The organism is Streptomyces sp. R-74717 (assembly GCF_047305335.1).
Lineage (GTDB): Bacteria > Actinomycetota > Actinomycetes > Streptomycetales > Streptomycetaceae > Streptomyces > Streptomyces atratus.
Genome location: NZ_CP102361.1, coordinates 7,324,529 through 7,345,213 on the forward strand (window position 1 = coordinate 7,324,529; position 20,685 = coordinate 7,345,213).

Annotated in this window: 18 protein-coding genes; 15 read left to right on the top strand and 3 right to left on the bottom strand. The window is 68.8% G+C overall.

Annotated features, from left to right (window positions below; genetic code table 11):
* Nucleotides 1-238 precede the first annotated feature (238 nt).
* Nucleotides 239-1,255 (top strand): TerC family protein, encoded by a 1,017-nt coding sequence (locus tag NRF20_RS33545; protein WP_398629516.1) that lies wholly within the window; start codon nt 239-241, stop codon nt 1,253-1,255.
* Between the two features lie 111 nt (nt 1,256-1,366).
* Here NRF20_RS33545 and NRF20_RS33550 read toward each other — a convergent pair whose 3' ends face one another.
* Both NRF20_RS33550 and NRF20_RS33555 read right to left on the bottom strand, forming a co-directional pair.
* Nucleotides 1,367-2,023, bottom strand: a complete 657-nt coding sequence (locus NRF20_RS33550; RefSeq protein ID WP_413753835.1) for an MBL fold metallo-hydrolase — start codon at nt 2,021-2,023, stop codon at nt 1,367-1,369.
* A 10-nt stretch (nt 2,024-2,033) separates the two neighbouring features.
* Nucleotides 2,034-2,723 (bottom strand): maleylpyruvate isomerase family mycothiol-dependent enzyme, encoded by a 690-nt coding sequence (locus NRF20_RS33555; protein WP_266362239.1) that lies wholly within the window; start codon nt 2,721-2,723, stop codon nt 2,034-2,036.
* A 175-nt stretch (nt 2,724-2,898) separates the two neighbouring features.
* Here NRF20_RS33555 and uvrA point away from each other — a divergent pair, with 175 nt between their 5' ends.
* Together uvrA and NRF20_RS33565 are read left to right on the top strand one after the other, a co-directional pair.
* A complete protein-coding gene (uvrA, locus tag NRF20_RS33560; protein WP_413753836.1) occupies nt 2,899-5,958 on the top strand; it encodes an excinuclease ABC subunit UvrA in 3,060 nt (1,019 codons plus the stop codon).
* Between the two features lie 395 nt (nt 5,959-6,353).
* Complete coding sequence (locus tag NRF20_RS33565) at nt 6,354-6,782, top strand: Rieske (2Fe-2S) protein (protein WP_266362243.1); 429 nt, start codon at nt 6,354-6,356, stop codon at nt 6,780-6,782.
* A gap of 19 nt (nt 6,783-6,801) precedes the next feature.
* Here the strand turns inward: NRF20_RS33565 and NRF20_RS33570 are convergent, their stop codons facing one another.
* A complete protein-coding gene (locus NRF20_RS33570; protein WP_398632326.1) occupies nt 6,802-7,728 on the bottom strand; it encodes a hypothetical protein in 927 nt (308 codons plus the stop codon).
* Nucleotides 7,729-7,962: 234 nt separating this feature from the next.
* Here NRF20_RS33570 and NRF20_RS33575 point away from each other — a divergent pair, with 234 nt between their 5' ends.
* The 12 genes from NRF20_RS33575 (at nt 7,963) to pgi (ending at nt 20,685) form a co-directional block, all read left to right on the top strand.
* Entirely contained in the window at nt 7,963-8,601 is a 639-nt protein-coding gene (locus NRF20_RS33575; RefSeq protein WP_398632215.1) for a papain-like cysteine protease family protein, read from the top strand.
* Between the two features lie 4 nt (nt 8,602-8,605).
* On the top strand, nt 8,606-9,484 hold the full coding sequence (locus NRF20_RS33580) for a hypothetical protein (RefSeq protein ID WP_413753837.1): 879 nt from the start codon (nt 8,606-8,608) through the stop codon (nt 9,482-9,484).
* Between the two features lie 119 nt (nt 9,485-9,603).
* Nucleotides 9,604-11,715, top strand: a complete 2,112-nt coding sequence (gene uvrC, locus NRF20_RS33585; RefSeq protein WP_398632217.1) for an excinuclease ABC subunit UvrC — start codon at nt 9,604-9,606, stop codon at nt 11,713-11,715.
* Nucleotides 11,712-12,677 (top strand): RNase adapter RapZ, encoded by a 966-nt coding sequence (rapZ, locus tag NRF20_RS33590; RefSeq protein WP_266362251.1) that lies wholly within the window; start codon nt 11,712-11,714, stop codon nt 12,675-12,677. The genes uvrC and rapZ overlap by 4 nt, the downstream gene beginning before the upstream one ends.
* Nucleotides 12,674-13,708, top strand: coding sequence for a gluconeogenesis factor YvcK family protein (locus NRF20_RS33595; RefSeq protein WP_114243933.1), 1,035 nt, complete (start codon nt 12,674-12,676; stop codon nt 13,706-13,708). Before rapZ ends, NRF20_RS33595 begins: the two co-directional genes overlap by 4 nt.
* The gene (gene whiA, locus NRF20_RS33600) at nt 13,699-14,688 is read left to right on the top strand and encodes a DNA-binding protein WhiA (RefSeq protein ID WP_266362253.1); all 990 of its coding nucleotides are present in this window, start codon (nt 13,699-13,701) and stop codon (nt 14,686-14,688) included. The genes NRF20_RS33595 and whiA overlap by 10 nt, the downstream gene beginning before the upstream one ends.
* A gap of 258 nt (nt 14,689-14,946) precedes the next feature.
* Nucleotides 14,947-15,954 (top strand): type I glyceraldehyde-3-phosphate dehydrogenase, encoded by a 1,008-nt coding sequence (gene gap / locus NRF20_RS33605; RefSeq protein ID WP_114243932.1) that lies wholly within the window; start codon nt 14,947-14,949, stop codon nt 15,952-15,954.
* 108 nt (nt 15,955-16,062) lie between these two features.
* Nucleotides 16,063-17,274, top strand: a complete 1,212-nt coding sequence (locus tag NRF20_RS33610) for a phosphoglycerate kinase (protein WP_398632218.1) — start codon at nt 16,063-16,065, stop codon at nt 17,272-17,274.
* A gap of 6 nt (nt 17,275-17,280) precedes the next feature.
* Nucleotides 17,281-18,057, top strand: coding sequence for a triose-phosphate isomerase (gene tpiA, locus NRF20_RS33615; RefSeq protein ID WP_398632219.1), 777 nt, complete (start codon nt 17,281-17,283; stop codon nt 18,055-18,057).
* 114 nt (nt 18,058-18,171) lie between these two features.
* Nucleotides 18,172-18,408, top strand: coding sequence for a preprotein translocase subunit SecG (secG, locus tag NRF20_RS33620; RefSeq protein WP_114243929.1), 237 nt, complete (start codon nt 18,172-18,174; stop codon nt 18,406-18,408).
* Nucleotides 18,409-18,517: 109 nt separating this feature from the next.
* Nucleotides 18,518-18,853, top strand: coding sequence for an RNA polymerase-binding protein RbpA (locus NRF20_RS33625; protein ID WP_072483070.1), 336 nt, complete (start codon nt 18,518-18,520; stop codon nt 18,851-18,853).
* Between the two features lie 155 nt (nt 18,854-19,008).
* Nucleotides 19,009-20,685 (top strand): glucose-6-phosphate isomerase, encoded by a 1,677-nt coding sequence (gene pgi / locus NRF20_RS33630; protein ID WP_398632220.1) that lies wholly within the window; start codon nt 19,009-19,011, stop codon nt 20,683-20,685.

A 20,685-nucleotide genomic window follows, 5' to 3' on the forward strand; every position in this document is an offset into this window, starting at 1 on the left:
CAGCACTCCTGACCTGATCTTTTGAAAGATCTTTACCCTCCCCTTTACCTTTCCTTGGTGTTCCCTGTACTGTTCTTTGGGCGGAGGGGAGTACTCCCATACGCGGCGTGCCCGTCAGTACGGACTGTGACCGGTCCCGGGGCGCCGGCCCGTGGTGCGCAGCCCGTGCGCCCGGGTGGAAGAGACCTCCGGCAGCGACGACGCTGATCAGTAGCCGTAGCGAACTGCCGGAGGCGCAGTGGACGTTTCATGGACCCTCTGGGTGCTGACCATTCTTGGTCTGTCAGCCCTTATTGCCGTCGACTTCTTCATCGGGCGCAAACCCCATGATGTGACGACCAAGGAAGCCGGAATCTGGACGATCATCTGGATCGCGCTGGCCGCACTCTTCGGACTCGGCCTGCTGGTCTTCGGCGAGAGCCAGGCGTCGGGCGAGTTCTTCGCCGGCTTCATCACCGAGAAGTCGCTCAGCGTCGACAACCTCTTCGTCTTCGTCCTGATCATGGCGAAGTTCTCGGTCCCCTCCCACCTCCAGCAACGGGTGCTGCTCGTCGGTGTGCTGATCGCGCTGGTGCTGCGAGCGATCTTCATCGCTGCCGGTGCCGCCGTCATCGCCAACTTCTCGTGGGTCTTCTACATCTTCGGCGCGTTCCTGATCTACACCGCCTGGAAGCTCATCCAGGAGGCGCGGGCCGACGAGGAAGAGGAGGAGTTCGAGGAGAACCGATTCCTCAAGACGATCGAGCGCCGCTTCGGGGTCGCCGACCGGTACCACGGCACCAAGCTCTTCATCCGTAACAACGGCAAGCGCGTCCTGACGCCGCTGATGGTCGTCATGCTCGCCATCGGCACCACCGATGTGCTGTTCGCCCTGGACTCCATCCCCGCGATCTTCGGCCTGACCCAGGACCCGTACATCGTCTTCACCGCCAACGCCTTCGCCCTGATGGGGCTGCGGCAGCTGTACTTCCTGATCGGCGGGCTGCTGAAGAAGCTGGTCCACCTCAGCTACGGCCTCTCGGTCATCCTCGGCTTCATCGGCGTGAAGCTGGTGCTGCACGCACTGCACGAGTCCGGAGTGCACGTCCCCGAGATCTCCATCCCGGTCTCGCTCGGCGTCATCTGCGGCGTGCTGGTGATCACCACGATCACCAGTCTCATCGCCAACAAGAAGCAGGAGCAGGCCGAGACGGCCGCGGAGACGGCTGCGGAAGAGGGCAGGGCCGCGGAAAAGGGTTCCAGCATCGACGCCTGACCGCGGCGGACGGCCCGGCGGGCAGGAACCGGCACCGGCCGGGGCGAGCAACTGTCCGTTGCCCGCCCCGGCCGGTGTCTGTGCGGGTGGAGAGCGCCCCTGTGGCTGCCGTCACCAGCCGCGGGCGCGCCACTGCGGCAGCTGCGGACGCTCGTCGCCGAGCGTGGTGTCGTGACCGTGGCCCGGATAGACCCAGGTCTCGTCGGGCAACTGGTCGAAGAGCTTGGTCTCCACGTCGTGGAGCAGGCTCGCGAAGGCCTCGGGATCCTTGTGCGTATTGCCGACCCCGCCCGGGAAGAGGCAGTCCCCCGTGAACAGATGCGGGGCGCCGTGCGGGTCGTCGTAGATCAGCGCGATGGAGCCCGGGGTGTGACCGACAAGGTGACGGGCGGTCAGGGGGACCCGGCCCACCCGGATCGTGCCGTTGTCGTCGACCAGGACATCGGTCGGGACCGGGATGCCCTCGGCGTCGTACCGCCCGGCATACGTACGCGCGCTGGTGGCCGCCACCACCTCGCCGAGCGCCTGCCAGTGGTCGCCGTGCCGATGGGTGGTGACGACGGAGGCGATGCCGTCGTCACCGATCAGCCGCAGCAGGGTCCCGGCCTCGTTGGCCGCGTCGATCAGGAGCTGCTCGCCGGTGGCCCGGCAGCGCAGCAGATAGGCGTTGTTGTTCATCGGGCCGACGGCGACCTTGGAGATCATCAGATCCGTCAACTCGTGTACATCCGCACGCCCGCCGACCTTGACCGTTCCGCTGTACGTCATACGTCTCAGCCTATAGCGGGGGCAGCGCGGGGAGGGGGCCGCCTTCGACGGTCAGTGCCGAGCCGTCACGGCGTCCACAGAGCCAGCCGAGCAGCTCGGGGGCCGTACCGCGGACCGTGACAGGACCGCCTTCCGCGCCGCCGCCCGTCGTCCAGGTCCGGCCCTTGTCGTCGGCCACACCCGTGGACACGACATCGGGGTGCCCGCCGAACCGCTCGGCGAGGAAGTCGATCTCCCGGGTGACGAACTCGTCCGGGAGATCCTCCAGCTCGTAGCCGATGCCCAGGTCGACATGGTGCAGCTCGACCTCGATGCGGCGGCGGAAGGGGATCCGGGAGGCCGAGTCGGTCACGCCGTTGCGCATCGTGACCGTGCGGGACCAGTCGGCCGGGGCCGAGGCGGCGTCCACGAAGCGGGCCGCGCTCTCGGCCAGGTCGGCCAGCTGCTCGGCCTTCGGCCGGGGTGCGTCGCGCTCGATGTCGCGGTCGCGGGTTTCGCTGTCTGCGTACATCGGCCGGCCCTGGAGAACGTTTACGAGCGCGTCGGCGTTACGAGAGAGGTGCGCAACGACATGGCCGCGGCTCCAGTCCGGCAATCGCGACGGCTCGGCAAGTGCAGCGTCGTCCAATTTCCCGGTGGCGCTGAGCAACCGATCGGTCGCTTCACGTACGGCGTCCAGGTCGTGCGCATGATCAATCATGAGGCTGAGCCTAGCCTCGCCACTCATTCGGGTGAAGGAGTCTATGGCCGTCCGTAAATCGAATGCGCGTGCTATACGCTCGGAGTCGAAAGCTTCGTACATCGCTGTGGCGCCCCCCATACCCTGGGACAGGGGCTCAGTTCCCCCACTTCTCTCTAGAAAGGTGCGGACCGGCGTGGCCGACCGTCTCATCGTCCGTGGCGCTCGCGAGCACAACCTCAAGAACGTCTCGCTCGACCTCCCCCGCGACTCCCTCATCGTCTTCACCGGGCTTTCCGGGTCGGGCAAGTCGTCTCTCGCGTTCGACACGATTTTCGCCGAGGGGCAGCGGCGCTACGTGGAGTCGCTCTCTTCGTACGCCCGCCAGTTCCTCGGCCAGATGGACAAGCCGGACGTCGACTTCATCGAGGGCCTCTCGCCCGCCGTCTCCATCGACCAGAAGTCGACCTCGCGCAATCCGCGCTCGACGGTCGGCACCATCACGGAGGTCTACGACTACCTCCGGCTGCTCTTCGCCCGGATCGGCAAGCCGCACTGCCCCGAGTGCGGCCGCCCCATCTCGCGCCAGTCGCCGCAGGCCATCGTCGACAAGGTGCTCGGTCTTCCCGAGGGCAGCCGTTTCCAGGTGCTTTCGCCGCTGGTGCGTGAGCGCAAGGGCGAGTTCGTCGACCTCTTCGCCGATCTGCAGACCAAGGGCTACAGCAGGGCCCGGGTCGACGGCGAGACCATCCAGCTCTCCGAGCCGCCCAAGCTGAAGAAGCAGGAGAAGCACACCATCGAGGTGGTCATCGACCGCCTCACGGTGAAGGACAGCGCCAAGCGCCGGCTGACCGACTCGGTCGAGACCGCGCTCGGGCTCTCCGGCGGCATGGTCGTGCTCGACTTCGTCGACCTCCCCGAGGACGACCCCGAGCGTGAGCGTATGTACTCCGAGCACCTCTACTGTCCGTACGACGACCTCTCTTTCGAGGAGCTGGAGCCGCGCTCCTTCTCCTTCAACTCGCCCTTCGGCGCCTGCCCCGACTGCACGGGTATCGGTACGCGGATGGAGGTCGACCCCGAGCTGATCGTCCCCGACGAGGAGAAGTCGCTCGACGAGGGCGCGATCCACCCCTGGTCGCACGGCCACACCAAGGAGTACTTCGGGCGGCTGATCGGCGCGCTCGCCACAGCCCTCGGATTCCGTACGGACATCCCGTGGGCCGGGCTGCCGCAGCGCGCCAAGAAGGCCCTGCTCCACGGCCACAAGATCCAGACCGAGGTCCGCTACCGCAACCGCTACGGCCGCGAGCGCGCCTACACCACCCCCGCCTTCGAGGGCGCGGTGCAGTTCGTCAAGCGGCGGCACTCCGAGGCCGAGAGCGACTCCAGCCGGGAGCGTTTCGAGGGCTATATGCGAGAGGTGCCCTGCCCGACCTGTGAGGGCACCAGGCTCAAGCCGATCGTCCTCGCGGTCACGGTGATGGAGAAGTCCATTGCCGAGGTCTCCGCGATGTCGATCAGCGAGTGCGCCGAATTCCTCGGCCGGATGAAGCTGAACGCCCGCGACAAGAAGATCGCCGAACGGGTGCTGAAGGAGGTCAACGAGCGGCTGAGGTTCCTGGTCGACGTCGGCCTCGACTACCTCTCGCTGAACCGCGCGGCAGGCACTCTGTCCGGCGGCGAGGCCCAGCGCATCCGGCTGGCCACACAGATCGGCTCCGGTCTGGTCGGCGTGCTGTACGTGCTGGACGAGCCGTCCATCGGTCTGCACCAGCGGGACAACCACCGGCTGATCGAGACCCTGGTCCGGCTCCGCGACATGGGCAACACGCTCATCGTCGTCGAGCACGACGAGGACACCATCAAGGTCGCCGACTGGGTCGTCGACATCGGCCCCGGCGCCGGTGAGCACGGCGGCAAGGTGGTCCACTCCGGATCGCTCAAGGAACTGCTGGGCAACGGTGAGTCGATCACCGGTCAGTATCTGACCGGCAGGAAGTCGATCGCGATGCCCGACATCCGGCGCCCCGTCGACCCGTCACGCAGGCTCACGGTGCACGGTGCCCGGGAGAACAACCTCCAGGACATCGACGTCTCCTTCCCGCTCGGCGTGCTCACGGCCGTCACGGGTGTCTCGGGCTCCGGAAAGTCGACGCTGGTCAACGACATCCTCTACACCCACCTGGCACGCGAGCTGAACGGCGCCAAGTCGGTGCCCGGCCGCCACACCCGGGTCGACGGGGACGACCAGGTCGACAAGGTGGTGCACGTCGACCAGTCGCCCATCGGCCGTACGCCCCGGTCCAACCCGGCCACGTACACCGGCGTCTTCGACCATGTCCGCAAGCTGTTCGCGGAGACGATGGAGGCGAAGGTGCGCGGCTATCTGCCGGGCCGCTTCTCCTTCAACGTCAAGGGCGGCCGCTGCGAGAACTGCTCCGGCGACGGCACCATCAAGATCGAGATGAACTTCCTGCCGGATGTGTACGTCCCGTGCGAGGTCTGCCACGGAGCGCGCTACAACCGGGAGACCCTGGAGGTCCACTACAAGGGCAAGTCCATCGCCGAGGTGCTGGACATGCCGATCGAGGAGGGCCTGGAGTTCTTCGAGGCCGTCCCGACGATCGCCCGTCACCTCCGCACGCTCCACGAGGTCGGTCTCGGATACGTCAGGCTCGGCCAGTCCGCGCCGACGCTCTCCGGCGGCGAGGCACAGCGTGTGAAGCTCGCGAGCGAGCTGCAGAAGCGCTCCACCGGCCGCACGGTCTACGTCCTGGACGAGCCGACCACGGGTCTGCACTTCGAGGACATCAGCAAACTCATCAAGGTGCTCTCCGGGCTGGTCGACAAGGGCAACTCGGTGATCGTCATCGAGCACAACCTCGATGTGGTCAAGACCGCGGACTGGGTCATCGACATGGGCCCCGAAGGGGGCAACGGGGGCGGTCTGGTCGTCGCCGAGGGAACCCCGGAGCAGGTCGCCGGGGTTCCGGCCAGCCACACCGGCAAGTTCCTCCAGGGCATTCTGGACCCGGACCGGGTGAGTGAAGCCTCGGTGCCCGCGGCACGTAAGCCCGTGCGGAAGGTGACCACGAAGAAGGCGGTCGCTGCGAAGTCGGCCCCGGTCAGGAAGACGGCCACGGCCAGGACGAGCGCGGGCCAGGCCGCCAAGTCCGCTACGGCCAAGACCGCCAAGGCGGCTGAGGCGAAGAAGCCCGCGGCGAAGAAGACGACCCGCGCGCGCAAGGTCTGACGGCACCGCGACGAAGCGGCGGCCCCCGGAAATCGAAGGCCGCCGCTTCTGTCGGTACGGCGCGCCCCTCGCCGCAGGCCCCGGTACGGCTGCGCGCCCACCGGGGCTCGGTGAGGTCTGCGCCGCCCCACCCCGCACCCGCACGTCCCCAGGTCCCCCGGTCCGCCCGCGCGCCCCTCGCCGCAGGCCCCCGTGCCTCCTGTCCCACCGCCCCTGGCCCTCTGACCAGGGACAACCGGAATTGGGTGGCCCGGCCATCGACCCCCCGATCTCCGCCGGTATCGTCGGTTCTGTCACCGACGGCACTGATGCCCGCGGGTACCCCTGGTGCTCCTTGTGCTCAGCTGCCCCTGGTAACCCCTCTGCACCCTGCCCCCCTGACCAGTGGAGTCCGCATGCCCGGCCAGCCCGCCGCCCGCCGTACCGTGCTGAAGGGTGCCGCTCTCGCCGGCGCTGCCGGGCTGGGAGTGGCCGCCTGCTCGACCGAATCGAAGCTCGGTCATGCCGAGACGCCGACGCCGACCGCCCCCGTTCAGCTCGGCGCGGCGGAAGAGGTTCCGGTCGGCGGATCCAAGCTCTACCGCGACCAGCGGGTCATCGTCACGTGCCCGGCCAAGGGCCAGTACAAGGCGTTCAGCGCCCAGTGCACCCACGCGGGCTGCCTGCTGGACAAGGTCGAGGACAACGTGGGGAACTGCCCCTGCCACGGCAGCCGCTTCGATACGACGACCGGTAAGGCGATGCGCGGCCCGGCGACCGCGCCGCTGCCCTCGGTCCCGGTCCGGATCGAGGGCGGAAAGCTCGTCGCGGGCCCCGACGCCTGACGCGCTGCCGGGGACGGACTCACTCCCAGTCCCAGTCGATGCCGACCAGGCCGGGCCGTACCCCCTGCTCCACCAGGTGAACGGTCCGGTGCCGGCCGGTGAGTGTGAGGTCGGCACGGGCGCCGCGCGGCGCCTCCGCCGAGACCTGGGCGAAGCTCCGGCACCGTACCGGCAGCGCGGCCTCGTCGAAGCCCACCTGCAGCACGTACTGTCCGCCGCCGAAGCTGAATCCGCGCACGTACTCGCCGCACGGCCCTCCCGTGGCGTCGTCGAAGCCGTAGCCGAAGAGGTACGTGTCACCCGCCCTCAGCCGGGTGTCGAAGAGCAGCTCCGCGACGAGCACTCCCGTCTCCCGGTCCCAGCGGACCCGCCCCGTCCGGCAGTGCTCCCGGGCCGCCACCTCCACCCGCGCCGGATCGCAACCCGGATCGCCCCGGTAGACGGCGAGATAGCGGTCGACGTCGTCCTGGTGCGCGCGCACCACATGCTGCGACTCCCGTTGCCGCAGTTCCCGGCCGGGCCCGATCCGTATCCGCTCGTGATGCCCCACGGTGTGCAGCCCACCGTCCATCGGTGACCCCATCGTGGCGAGCAACCGCTCCACCGCGCCGGACGCCTCCATCAGGGAACGGTACGAGCGCGCGGCCGGACGGTCGGCGTCCACACGGCCGTTCCTGGTCTCCAGCAGGCGGAGCAGCGAGTTCCCCGGCAGCTCCAGGACCTCCTCCAGAGCCTTCACGGCCCGCAGGGACTCGGTGCGCTGCGGGCGCCTGGCCCCCTGCTGCCAGTAACTCAGGCTGGTCACACCGACCTTGACCCCGCGGTGTGCGAGATGGTGCTGCACCCGCTGGAGCGGCAGCCCGCGCACCGAGAGTGCGGTGCGCAACGCCAGATGGAACGGGCCGGTGTGCAGCACCTGCGCCAGCTCGGCCTCGGTGTGCTGCATGAGGTCCTCCAGGTGAACGTTCACGACGCGGGGCGGGGAGACCGCATCTGCGGGGGCGGTGCCGCAGGTGGCCGGGGGAGGTCCGTTCACGTATCCGCCACGTCGTTCACACCGCGATGTTCCCCCGCATTGAAGCGTGTTGACCCGTCCCCGACAACGGTTGATGCTCCTCGGACAGCGTCCGGACGCGCTCCTCCGATCACACACCACACCCCCTGCATTGGGAGGAACGCGATGCGCAACCGAAGTATCCGACCGGGACGACTCCCGATCACGGCCGTCCTCGCCGCCGTCCTGCTCGCCGTACCGACGGCGACCGCCTCAGCAGCGCAGACCCCCACCACGACTGCCACGGCAGTACAAGGCACCGCTGCCGCCGACGGCGGCATCGCCGCCACCCAGCGCCTGGACATCACCATGCAGGCCCAGCAGAAGACCAACTGGTGCTGGGCGGCAGCCGGCAACACCATCGCCACCTGGTTCGGCCGCAACTACTCGCAGAACCAGTTCTGCAACGCCGCTTTCGGCCGCTCCCAGGGCTACGAGTGCCCCAACTCGCAGGCCTCGCTCGGCAATGTCCAGGACGGTCTCGACTGGGCCGGCATCAACCCCGGTTCGTACGTCACCGGCTGGCTGCGCTACGCCACGGTCCAGGCCGAGATCGCCACAGGACGCCCCGTCGAGACCCGCATCCAGTGGTCGGCCGGCGGTGGCCACATGCATGTCCTGTACGGGTACGACGACGCGAACAGCTGGGTCTACTGGGGCGATCCATGGCCCTCCAGCAACCGTTACAACTGGGCCTCGCACGCCTGGTACGTGAGCAACAACGAGTTCTCCTGGACCCACTCGCTGTACCGGATCGGAGCGTGACGGGATGATCTCCAGGACCGCACGCACCGCACAGTCCGCAGCTGCCGCCCTGGCCGCCACGGGCGTTCTTGCAGGCGCCGCCCTGCTCACCGTCACGGCCCCGCAGGCGGCCGCCGCCACCGGCCCCGCAGCCGATCCGGCCGCCCTGACCGCCGCCCGTCGAGCGGCCACCGACCCCGCGACCCTGGACACCCTGTCCAGGTTCTTCGCCCGCGAAGGCAAGATCACAAGGTCGGCGGCCGCGCCGCGGATCGAGGGTGCCGCCGTCCCCGTACGCACCCTCGATCCGGACTTCGTCGCCGGGAAACCGGGGGCGCCCGTCGCCAGACTGGACTACCTCGCCACCACGGCCGTCTCCTCGGACGGCCAGAAGGCGTCCCTGTGGACCCTTCCGAAGGAAGGGAAGGACGGCGGCTGGCAGGTGGTGAACATCGCCACCGGCGACGACGAGACGCGGTACGCCGCCGCGGGCGCGCACAAGCTCCCCGGCGGGACGGTCTTCCGCGAGCCGCAGATCGACGCCTGGTACGTCCGGAGGGGGGCCGAGGTGCTCCCGCTGGACCAGGACGCGGTCCGCGCGGTCGGCGCCCGCGGAACCACACTCGCCGCCTACCGCGCCCGGGTACGGGAGGCCTACGGCAACAAGCTCCCCGGCTCCGGTTACGACCGCTCCGGCAAGGCGGGGGGCTACGCACCGTCCGCCACCGCTTCCGGCCCCAGGGAAGGCGCCGGCGCAACCCACCGGGCGGCTGCCGCGAGCACGGCTTCCGACCCGGCCCCGACCGCCACGTCGGCCGCCGCCGGAGCGGGTGCCCTCGCCGTGCTCGCCCTCGGTGGCATCACGGCACTGCGCAACCGCCGCCGCCACCGGGAAACCCCGTGACCGGCAACGGCAGCCGCTGACCCCGTGCTCCGGGGCGCGCTCCCTCAACCCGCGCCCCGGAGCACGGCACCACTGCCGAGCAGACCGCACTGTCACTGCCCGCAAGTAGGGTGGGACGCATGGCAGACCCCTCCAGCTACCGCCCCAAGCCGGGACAGATCCCCGACTCCCCGGGGGTCTACAAATTCCGCGACGAACACCGCCGGGTGATCTACGTCGGAAAGGCCAAGAACCTGCGCCAGCGCCTGGCCAATTACTTCCAGGACCTGGCCGCGCTCCACCCGCGTACGCGCACGATGGTCACCACGGCCGCCTCGGTGGAGTGGACCGTCGTCTCCACGGAGGTCGAGGCGCTCCAGCTGGAGTACTCCTGGATCAAGGAGTTCGACCCCCGGTTCAACGTCAAGTACCGCGACGACAAGAGCTATCCGTATCTCGCGGTCACGCTCAACGAGGAATTCCCGCGCGTCCAGGTCATGCGCGGAGCCAAGAAGAAGGGCGTGCGCTACTTCGGTCCGTACGGGCACGCCTGGGCGATCCGCGAGACGGTCGACCTGATGCTCCGGGTCTTTCCGGTGCGTACGTGCTCCGCCGGAGTCTTCAAGAACGCCGCCAGGACCGGCCGCCCGTGCCTCCTCGGGTACATCGGCAAGTGCTCGGCCCCCTGCGTCGGCCGGGTCACCCCCGAGGAACACCGCGAACTGGCGGGCGACTTCTGCGACTTCATGGCCGGCCGCACCGGCACGTACATCCGCCGCCTGGAGAAGGACATGATGGCGGCGGCCGAAGAGATGGAGTACGAGCGGGCGGCCCGGCTCCGCGACGATGTGGAGGCCCTCAAGCGGGCCATGGAGAAGAGCGCCGTCGTCCTTGCCGACGCCACCGACGCCGACCTGATCGCGGTCGCCGAGGACGAGCTCGAAGCCGCCGTCCAGATCTTCCATGTGCGCGGCGGCCGGGTGCGCGGCCAGCGCGGCTGGGTCACCGACAAGGTCGAGAACGTCGACACCTCGGGCCTGGTCGAGCACGCCCTGCAGCAGCTGTACGGCGAGGAGACGGGCGACTCCGTCCCCAAGGAGGTCCTCGTCCCGGCCCTCCCCGAGGACCCCGACGCGGTCTCCCAGTGGCTCGCCGACCGCAGGGGCTCCCACGTCAGCCTGCGTATCCCGCAGCGCGGCGACAAGAAGGACCTGATGGCGACGGTTCAGCGCAACGCCCAGCAGGCCCTGGGGCTGCACAAGACCAAGCGCGCCTCCGACCTGACGACCCGCTCCCGCGCCCTGGAGGAGATCGCCGGGGCGCTCGGCCTCGACACGGCTCCGCTGCGCATCGAGTGCTTCGACATCTCGCATCTCCAGGGCGACGACGTGGTCGCCTCCATGGTCGTCTTCGAGGACGGTCTCGCCCGCAAGAGCGAGTACCGCCGCTTCCAGATCAAGGGCTTCGAGGGCCAGGACGACGTCCGTTCGATGCACGAGGTGATCGGCCGTCGCTTCAAGCGGTATCTCCAGGAGAAGGAGCGGACGGGGGAGTGGGAGGAGACCCCCGCGCCGACCGGCCCCGTCCCGGCCCCGGAAACCGCCCCGGCAGCCCTGACCGGCCCGGCCGCCCCGGTCGTCGGCATGGACACCATCCCCGGCGCAGGCACCACCCCCGACCCCGACACCACCCCCGATCCGGACGCCGAGCCCCGCGAGGACGACGGCCGTCCCAAGCGGTTCGCCTATCCGCCGCAACTCGTCGTGGTCGACGGCGGCCAGCCGCAGGTCGCCGCCGCCAAGCGGGCCCTCGACGAGCTCGGGATCGACGACATCGCTGTCTGCGGCCTCGCCAAGCGCCTCGAAGAGGTCTGGCTGCCCGAGGACGACGACCCCGTCGTCCTGCCCCGCTCCAGCGAGGGCCTCTATCTCCTCCAGCGTGTCCGTGACGAGGCCCACCGCTTCGCGATCACCTATCAGCGCGCCAAGCGGGCCAAGCGCATCCGTTCCAGCCCCCTGGATGCCGTCGCCGGCCTCGGCGAGACCCGGAAACAGGCGTTGATCAAGCATTTCGGCTCCGTGAAGAAGCTGAAGCAGGCGACAATCGACGAGATCTGCGAGGTTCCGGGGATAGGCCGCAGGACTGCGGAATCGGTGGCTGTCGCCCTGGCCTCGGCTGCCCCGGCCACGCCCGCCGTGAACACGGCGACAGGAGAGATCATTGAAGATGACGACGGGGGCAGCACGACATGACTGAGCACGAACACGAAGTCGAGCACAACAGCACCGACCGAGCAGACGGAGCAGGACACGTGAGTACGGGCACCACGATCGAGACGGGTGACGGGAATGCGGCCATCCCCGAGCTGGTGATCATCTCGGGGATGTCGGGCGCCGGGCGCAGCACCGCGGCCAAGTGCCTGGAGGACCTCGGCTGGTTCGTCGTCGACAACCTGCCGCCCGCACTGATCCCCACCATGGTCGAGCTCGGCGCCCGCTCGCAGGGCAACGTGGCCCGGATCGCCGTCGTCGTCGACGTGCGGGGCCGCCGCTTCTTCGACAACCTCCGCGAGTCCCTCGCGGACCTCGAGGCAAAGCACGTCACCCGGCGCATCGTCTTCCTGGAGTCCTCCGACGACGCACTGGTCCGGCGCTTCGAGTCGGTCCGCCGCCCGCACCCCCTCCAGGGCGACGGCCGGATCGTCGACGGCATCGCCGCCGAGCGCGACCTGCTGCGTGAGCTGCGCGGCGACGCCGACCTGGTGATCGACACGTCCAGCCTCAATGTGCACGAACTGCGCGCCAAGATGGATGCCCAGTTCGCCGGCGACGAGGAGCCGGAGCTGCGCGCCACGGTGATGTCGTTCGGCTTCAAGTACGGCCTGCCGGTCGACGCCGACCTGGTGGTCGACTGCCGCTTCCTGCCCAACCCGCACTGGGTCCCCGAGCTGCGCCCGTTCACCGGGCTCAACGAAGAGGTCTCCGCCTACGTCTTCGACCAACCAGGCGCCAAGGAATTCCTCAACCAGTACACGGAGCTGCTCCAGCTCATCGCCGCCGGGTACCGCCGCGAGGGCAAGCGCTATGTGACGATCGCCGTCGGCTGCACGGGCGGCAAGCACCGCTCGGTCGCCATGTCAGAGAAGCTCGCGGCCAGGCTCGCGACCGAAGGCATCGAGACCGTGCTCGTCCACCGGGACATGGGGCGCGAGTGACCAGCCGTAATCTGCGCCTGCGGCGGCTGCGCAGAGCCACCTCTGCGATCTCCGGCCGCAAGCGCGGCGCGCAGCCCAAGGTCGTCGCCCTCGGCGGCGGCATGGGCCTGTCCGCGTCGCTCGCGGCGCTCCGCCGGATCACCGGCGATCTCACGGCCGTGGTCACCGTCGCTGACGACGGCGGCTCCAGCGGCCGGCTCCGCGAGGAGCTCGGCGTCCTGCCGCCCGGCGACCTGCGCAAGGCGCTTGCCGCCCTGTGCGGTGACGACGACTGGGGCCAGACCTGGGCCCAGGTCATCCAGCACCGCTTCCAGTCCAAGGGCGATCTGCACGAGCACGCGGTCGGCAATCTGCTGATCGTCGCCCTGTGGGAGCAGCTCGGCGACCATGTCCAGGCCCTGGACCTGGTCGGCAAGCTCCTCGGGGCGCACGGCCGGGTGCTGCCCATGTCCGCCGTGCCACTGGAGCTCCAGGCGCTCGTACGGGGACACGACCCGGCCCGCCCGGACGACGTGGACACGGTGCGCGGCCAGGCCACCGTGGCGCTCACCCCGGGCGAGGTGCAGTCCGTCCACCTCGTCCCGAACGACCCGCCGGCCGTTCCCGAGGCCGTCGCGGCGGTTCTCGACGCGGACTGGGTGGTGCTCGGCCCGGGGTCCTGGTTCTCCTCCGTGATCCCGCATCTGCTCGTGCCGGAACTGCTCGACGCGCTCATCGAGACCAAGGCCCGCAAGGTCCTCTCGCTCAACCTCGCACCGCAACCCGGCGAAACTGATGGCTTCTCTCCGCAGCGTCATTTGGAGGTTTTGGGACGACACGCCCCTAAACTCGCCATGGACGTGGTGCTGGCCGACGAAGCCGCCGTGCCCGATCGCGAGTCCCTCGCCGACGCCGCCAAGCGGCTCGGCGCCGCGGTCGAGCTGGCGCCGGTGGCCTCACCCGACGGCGTTCCGATCCATGATCCGGAGCTGTTGGCCGCCGCGTACGACCGTATTTTTCGGATGCATGGAAGGATCGGCCCATGGCGATGACGCCGGCGGTGAAGGACGAAATCTCTCGGCTTCCCGTGACCCGGACCTGCTGCAGGAAGGCAGAAGTCTCGGCGATTCTTCGGTTCGCGGGTGGGCTGCACCTGGTGAGCGGTCGGATTGTGATCGAGGCGGAGCTGGACACCGCAATGGCGGCGCGCCGGCTGAAGCGGGACATTCTCGAAATCTTCGGGCACAGCTCGGAGCTGATCGTGATGGCCCCCGGCGGGCTGCGGCGCGGCTCCCGCTTTGTCGTACGGGTGGTGGCGGGCGGCGACCAGCTGGCCCGCCAGACCGGCCTGGTGGACGGCCGCGGCCGTCCCATCCGCGGCCTGCCCCCGCAGGTGGTCTCGGGGGCCACCTGCGATGCCGAGGCCGCCTGGCGCGGGGCCTTCCTGGCACATGGCTCGCTCACCGAGCCGGGCCGCTCCTCCTCGCTGGAGGTGACCTGCCCGGGCCCGGAGGCGGCGCTCGCTCTGGTCGGCGCGGCCCGCAGGCTCTCCATCGCGGCGAAGGCCCGTGAGGTGCGCGGGGTGGACCGGGTCGTCGTCCGTGACGGCGACGCGATCGGCGCCCTGCTCACCCGGCTCGGCGCCCATGAGGCGGTGCTGGCCTGGGAGGAGCGGCGGATGCGCCGCGAGGTTCGCGCCACCGCCAACCGGCTCGCCAACTTCGACGATGCCAACCTGCGCCGTTCCGCGCGGGCCGCGGTCGCCGCGGGGGCCCGGGTGGGGCGCGCGCTGGAGATTCTGGGCGAGGAGGTGCCCGAGCACCTCGCGGCGGCCGGACGGCTGCGCATGGAGCACAAGCAGGCATCCCTGGAGGAGCTGGGTGCGCTCGCCGACCCGCCGCTGACCAAGGACGCGGTCGCCGGACGGATCCGCCGGTTGCTGGCGATGGCCGACAAGCGGGCCCAGGATCTGGGGATCCCGGGCACGGAATCCACCCTCAGCGAGGAGCTCGCCGACGGCCTGGTGGGCTGACCCGCGACGGCCATGAAGTCGGCCGAAAACAGAACGCGCGGCATTCCCAGGAGTTGACACTCCGTAACCATCGCTGCAAGTACGGCCGAGTGTCCGGAGGCCCGTACTCCAACCGTGGAGTACGGGCTTCGGCGGTTCTTGCGGCCCCGCTCGATGTCACCCCGGGGCTGTCGGAGAGGTAGGGTCGGAGGCGGTCGGGGACATCTCATACAACTCGCCGGGGTGGAAACCCCGCGTACCTAACGAGGAGATCGGTTCGTGACGATCCGCGTAGGCATCAACGGCTTTGGCCGCATCGGTCGTAACTACTTCCGCGCGCTGCTGGAGCAGGGTGCGGACATCGAGATCGTGGCTGTCAACGACCTGGGTGACACCGCAACCACGGCGCACCTGCTGAAGTACGACACGATCCTGGGCCGTCTCAAGGCCGAGGTCAGCCACACCGCCGACAGCATCACCGTCGATGGCCACACCATCAAGGTGCTCTCCGAGCGCAACCCGGCCGACATCCCCTGGGGTGAGCTGGGCGTCGACATCGTCATCGAGTCGACCGGCATCTTCACCAAGAAGGCCGACGCCGAGAAGCACATCGCGGGTGGCGCCAAGAAGGTCCTCATCTCGGCCCCGGCCAAGAACGAGGACATCACCATCGTGATGGGTGTCAACGAGGAGAAGTACGACGCGGCCAACCACCACGTCATCTCCAACGCCTCCTGCACCACCAACTGTGTCGCGCCGATGGCCAAGGTGCTGGACGAGAACTTCGGCATCGTCAAGGGCCTCATGACGACGGTCCACGCGTACACGAACGACCAGCGCATCCTGGACTTCCCGCACTCCGACCTGCGTCGCGCCCGCGCCGCCGCGGAGAACATCATCCCGACCACGACCGGTGCCGCCAAGGCCACTGCTCTGGTGCTCCCGCAGCTCAAGGGCAAGCTCGACGGCATGGCCATGCGCGTTCCGGTCCCGACCGGTTCGGTCACCGACCTGGTCATCACGCTGGAGCGCGAGGTCACCCGCGACGAGGTCAACGCCGCCTTCCAGAAGGCCGCCGAGGAAGGCCCGCTCAAGGGCAAGCTGTTCTACACCGAGGACCCGATCGTGTCCTCGGACATCGTCTCGGACCCGGCCTCCTGCACCTTCGACTCCCTGCTGACCATGGCAGAGGGCTCGCAGGTCAAGGTCATCGGCTGGTACGACAACGAGTGGGGCTACTCCAACCGTCTCGTCGACCTGACCGTGTTCGTCGGCAGCCAGCTCTGACCGTCGAATCGGCAGGCACCTCGATGTGAGCACGGGGCTCGAACAGCGCAACGCAGCGCCGTTCGAGCCCCGTTGCATGCTTCCTCGTCCTCCAAGGAGTCCAGCAAGATGAAGACCATCGACGAACTTCTCGCCGAAGGGGTCACCGGCAAGCGCGTATTCGTCCGCGCCGACCTCAACGTGCCGCTGAGCGGTACCACCATCACCGACGACGGCCGCATCCGAGCCGTCCAGCCGACCGTGGAGAAGCTCGCCGCGGCCGGAGCGCGGGTCATCGTCGCCTCGCACCTGGGCCGCCCCAAGGGCGCCCCGGACCCCGCCTTCTCCCTGGCGCCCGCCGCGGCCCGTCTCGGTGAGCTGATCGGCGCCGACGTGGCCTTCGCGACCGACACGGTCGGCGAGTCCGCCCGCGCCATGGTCGCCGCGCTCACCGACGGCCGGGTCGCCGTCATCGAGAACCTCCGCTTCAACCCCGGTGAGACGTCGAAGGACGACGCCGAGCGCGGCGCGTTCGCCGACCAGCTCGCCGAGCTCGCCGATGTGTACGTGGGCGACGGCTTCGGCGCCGTCCACCGCAAGCACGCCTCGGTCTTCGACCTCCCGGCCCGGCTGCCGCACGCCGCCGGCGACCTGATCGCCACCGAGGTCGGCGTCCTGAAGAAGCTCACCGAGAACGTCGAGCGCCCGTACGCCGTCGTGCTCGGCGGCTCCAAGGTCTCCGACAAGCTCGGCGTCATCGACCACCTGCTGGAGCGCGCCGACCGCATCCTCATCGGCGGCGGCATGGCGTACACCTTCCTCAAGGCCCAGGGCCACGAGGTCGGCAGCTCCCTCCTCCAGGAGGACCAGATCCCGGCGGTGCTGGAGTATCTCAAGCGCGCCGAGGACAAGGGCGTGGAGTTCGTGCTTCCCGTCGACGTCGTGGTCTCCGAGCAGTTCCCGGACCTCAAGGCCAAGGCTCCGACCGAGCACCGCACCGTGCCCGCGGACGCCATCCCGGCCGGATTCATGGGCCTGGACAACGGCCCCGAGACCAACAAGCTGTACGCCTCGAAGCTCGCCGACGCCGTCACCGTCTTCTGGAACGGCCCGATGGGCGTCTTCGAGCACCCTGATTACGCCGAGGGCACCCGGGCCGTCGCCCAGGCCCTCGTCGACTCCGAGGGCTTCAGTGTCGTCGGCGGTGGCGACTCCGCCGCGGCCGTCCGCATCCTGGGCTTCGACGAGAACGCATTCGGACACATCTCGACCGGTGGCGGTGCCAGCCTCGAATACCTCGAGGGCAAGACGCTTCCCGGCCTCGCCGCACTGGAGGACTGACCTTTCATGACCACCCGTACCCCGCTGATGGCGGGCAACTGGAAGATGAACCTCAACCACCTCGAGGCCATCGCACACGTCCAGAAGCTCGCCTTCGCCCTGGCCAACAAGGACTACGACGCCGTCGAGGTCGCCGTCCTGCCGCCCTTCACCGACCTGCGCTCCGTGCAGACCCTGGTGGACGGCGACAAGCTGAAGATCAAGTACGGCGCGCAGGACATCTCGGCGCACGACTCCGGCGCATACACCGGTGAGATCTCCGGCCCGATGCTCGCCAAGCTGAAGTGCACCTATGTCGCCGTCGGCCACAGCGAGCGCCGCCAGTACCACGGCGAGACCGACGAGATCTGCAACACCAAGGTGAAGGCCGCTTTCAAGCACGGCCTGACCCCGATCCTCTGCGTCGGCGAGGAACTGGAGGTCCGTGAGGCGGGCAACCACGTCGCGCACACGCTCGCGCAGGTCGACGGTGGTCTCAAGGACATCCCCGCCGAGCAGGCCGAGTCGATCGTGATCGCGTACGAGCCGGTCTGGGCCATCGGGACCGGCAAGGTCTGCGGCGCCGACGACGCCCAGGAGGTCTGCGGGGCGATCCGCAGCCGCCTCGCCGAGCTGTACTCGCAGGAACTGGCCGACACGGTCCGTATCCAGTACGGCGGCTCGGTGAAGTCCGGGAACGTCGCCGAGATCATGTCGAAGCCCGATGTGGACGGCGCGCTGATCGGCGGGGCCGCACTGGACGCCGACGAGTTCGTCAAGATCGTCCGCTTCCGCGACCAGTGAGTATGCGGTAGCGCGGATCCGTCGTACCCTTGCGGGGGCCGAGGAGGGTGTAGCCTCCCGGCCCCCGCTGTTCGCACATGCAGTCCAGAGAATTCCGGAAAGTAGGGACCAGCCGTGATTTTGGCGTTCGAGATCGCCCTGATCGTCTTCAGCCTGCTGCTGATGCTGCTGGTGCTGATGCACAAGGGCAAGGGCGGCGGCCTCTCCGACATGTTCGGTGGCGGTATGCAGTCGTCCGTGGGCGGCTCCTCGGTCGCCGAGCGGAACCTCGACCGGATCACCGTCTTCATCGGCCTGGCCTGGTTCGCGTGCATTGTTGTGCTTGGTCTGCTGATCAAGCTGGACAACTGACCCGTCGTACGCGATTCCCGGTGAGGGTGTAACTCCTTTCACTGGACGCGCGTTGGGCCTTACGTAGACTGGGGCATCTTCGAGCACCATCACGCAGGGAGTTACGACCGTGGCAAGTGGCAACGCGATCCGGGGAAGCCGGGTCGGAGCGGGGCCGATGGGGGAGGCCGAGCGGGGCGAGTCCGCGCCGCGCCTCCGCATCTCCTTCTGGTGCTCGAACGGGCACGAGACGCAGCCGAGCTTCGCCAGTGACGCGCAGGTACCGGAGACTTGGGACTGCCCGCGCTGTGGTTTCCCGGCCGGCCAGGACCGGGACAGCCCGCCGGACCCGCCGCGCACCGAGCCGTACAAGACGCACCTCGCGTACGTACGTGAGCGGCGCAGCGATGCGGACGGCGAGGCCATCCTCGCCGAGGCCCTGGCAAAACTCCGGGGTGAGATCTAGTTGTTGTTCACCGGCCGGACACCTCACGGGGTGTCCGGCCGGACTGCTTTTGCCGTGCCGCAGCTCGCCATTGCCTCGTCAACCCCTCTGATCAATTAAGTTGGAAGGGCAGCGGGGCATCTGCAGGCACGAGAAGAAGTGGGCTGATATCCGGGATGAATACACCAAGCCGAACCAGGCTCAACCAGACGCCCGAGTGGACGGCTCTGGGCAAGCACCGCGAGCAGCTCGGGGCGACACATCTGCGGCAGCTCTTCGCTGCCGACCCGGAGCGCGGCACCGGATACACCCTCCGGGTCGGCGATCTGTATGTCGACTACTCCAAGCACCTGGTCACCGACGAGACGCTCCGGCTGCTGCGCGAGCTCGCCGCGGCCACCGGCGTGGCTGAGCTGCGGGACGCGATGTTCCGCGGCGAGAAGATCAACACCACCGAGGACCGCGCCGTCCTGCACACTGCGCTGCGTGCCCCGCGCGATGCGGTCATCGAGGTCGACGGCGAGAACGTGGTGCCCGCCGTGCACGCCGTACTCGACAAGATGGCGGCCTTCTCCGACCGCATCAGGTCGGGGGAGTGGACCGGTCACACCGGCAAGCGCATCAAGAACATCGTCAACATCGGCATCGGCGGCTCCGACCTCGGCCCCGCCATGGCGTACGAGGTGCTGCGCTCCTTCACGGACCGCTCGATCACCGTCCGCTTCGTGTCGAACGTCGACGGCGCCGACCTCCACGAGGCCGTGCGCGATCTCGACCCGGCCGAGACGCTCTTCATCATCGCGTCGAAGACCTTCACCACGATCGAGACCATCACCAACGCCACCTCGGCCCGCAACTGGCTGCTGACCGGTCTGAAGGCCGATCAGGACGCCGTCGCCAAGCACTTCGTGGCGCTGTCCACGAACGCCGAGAAGGTCGCGGACTTCGGCATCGACACCACCAACATGTTCGAGTTCTGGGACTGGGTCGGCGGCCGATACTCGTACGACTCCGCCATCGGACTCTCGCTGATGATCGCCATCGGCCCGGACCGGTTCCGCGAGATGCTCGACGGCTTCCACCTCGTCGACGAGCACTTCCGCACCGCCCCCGCCGAGGACAACGCCCCGCTGCTGCTGGGCCTGTTGGGCGTCTGGTACGGCGCTTTCTTCGACGCGCAGTCGCATGCCGTACTGCCCTACAGCCACTATCTGTCCAAGTTCACCGCGTACTTGCAGCAGCTGGACATGGAGTCCAACGGCAAGTCCGTGGACCGAGACGGCAATCCAGTCGACTGGCAGACCGGACCGGTCGTCTGGGGCACCCCCGGCACCAATGGGCAGCACGCCTATTACCAGCTGATCCACCAGGGCACCAAGGTCATCCCGGCCGACTTCATCGGCTTCGCCGAGCCGGTTGCCGACCTGCTGCCCGGTCTGGTCGCCCAGCACGATCTGCTGATGGCCAACTTCTTCGCCCAGACCCAGGCGCTGGCCTTCGGCAAGACGCCGGACGAGGTCCGCGCCGAGGGCGTCGCGGAGGAGCTGGTGCCGCACAAGACCTTCCGGGGCAACCACCCCACGACGACGATCCTGGCCGACAGGCTGACGCCGTCCGTCCTCGGCCAGCTGATCGCGCTGTACGAGCACAAGGTCTTCGTCCAGGGAGCCATCTGGAACATCGACTCCTTCGACCAGTGGGGCGTCGAACTCGGCAAGGTCCTCGCCAAGAAGATCGAGCCGGTGCTGACCGAGACGTCGGCATCGGCCGCTGCCGCGGCGAAGGGGGGCGAGCAACTGGACAGCTCGACCGCCGCGCTCGTCCAGGCGTACCGTGCCCGCAGGGGGCGCTGA

Bases quoted from the DNA above. Each gene is read 5' to 3' on its own strand.
- NRF20_RS33550 (WP_413753835.1), bottom strand. From the start codon at position 2,023: ATGACGTACAGCGGAACGGTCAAGGTCGGCGGGCGTGCGGATGTACAC.
- NRF20_RS33555 (WP_266362239.1), bottom strand. From the start codon at position 2,723: ATGATTGATCATGCGCACGACCTGGACGCCGTACGTGAAGCGACCGAT.
- NRF20_RS33565 (WP_266362243.1), top strand. From the start codon at position 6,354: ATGCCCGGCCAGCCCGCCGCCCGCCGTACCGTGCTGAAGGGTGCCGCT.
- NRF20_RS33570 (WP_398632326.1), bottom strand. From the start codon at position 7,728: ATGCAGCACACCGAGGCCGAGCTGGCGCAGGTGCTGCACACCGGCCCG.
- NRF20_RS33575 (WP_398632215.1), top strand. From the start codon at position 7,963: ATGCGCAACCGAAGTATCCGACCGGGACGACTCCCGATCACGGCCGTC.
- NRF20_RS33580 (WP_413753837.1), top strand. From the start codon at position 8,606: ATGATCTCCAGGACCGCACGCACCGCACAGTCCGCAGCTGCCGCCCTG.
- uvrC (WP_398632217.1), top strand. From the start codon at position 9,604: ATGGCAGACCCCTCCAGCTACCGCCCCAAGCCGGGACAGATCCCCGAC.
- rapZ (WP_266362251.1), top strand. From the start codon at position 11,712: ATGACTGAGCACGAACACGAAGTCGAGCACAACAGCACCGACCGAGCA.
- whiA (WP_266362253.1), top strand. From the start codon at position 13,699: ATGGCGATGACGCCGGCGGTGAAGGACGAAATCTCTCGGCTTCCCGTG.
- NRF20_RS33610 (WP_398632218.1), top strand. From the start codon at position 16,063: ATGAAGACCATCGACGAACTTCTCGCCGAAGGGGTCACCGGCAAGCGC.
- tpiA (WP_398632219.1), top strand. From the start codon at position 17,281: ATGACCACCCGTACCCCGCTGATGGCGGGCAACTGGAAGATGAACCTC.
- pgi (WP_398632220.1), top strand. From the start codon at position 19,009: ATGAATACACCAAGCCGAACCAGGCTCAACCAGACGCCCGAGTGGACG.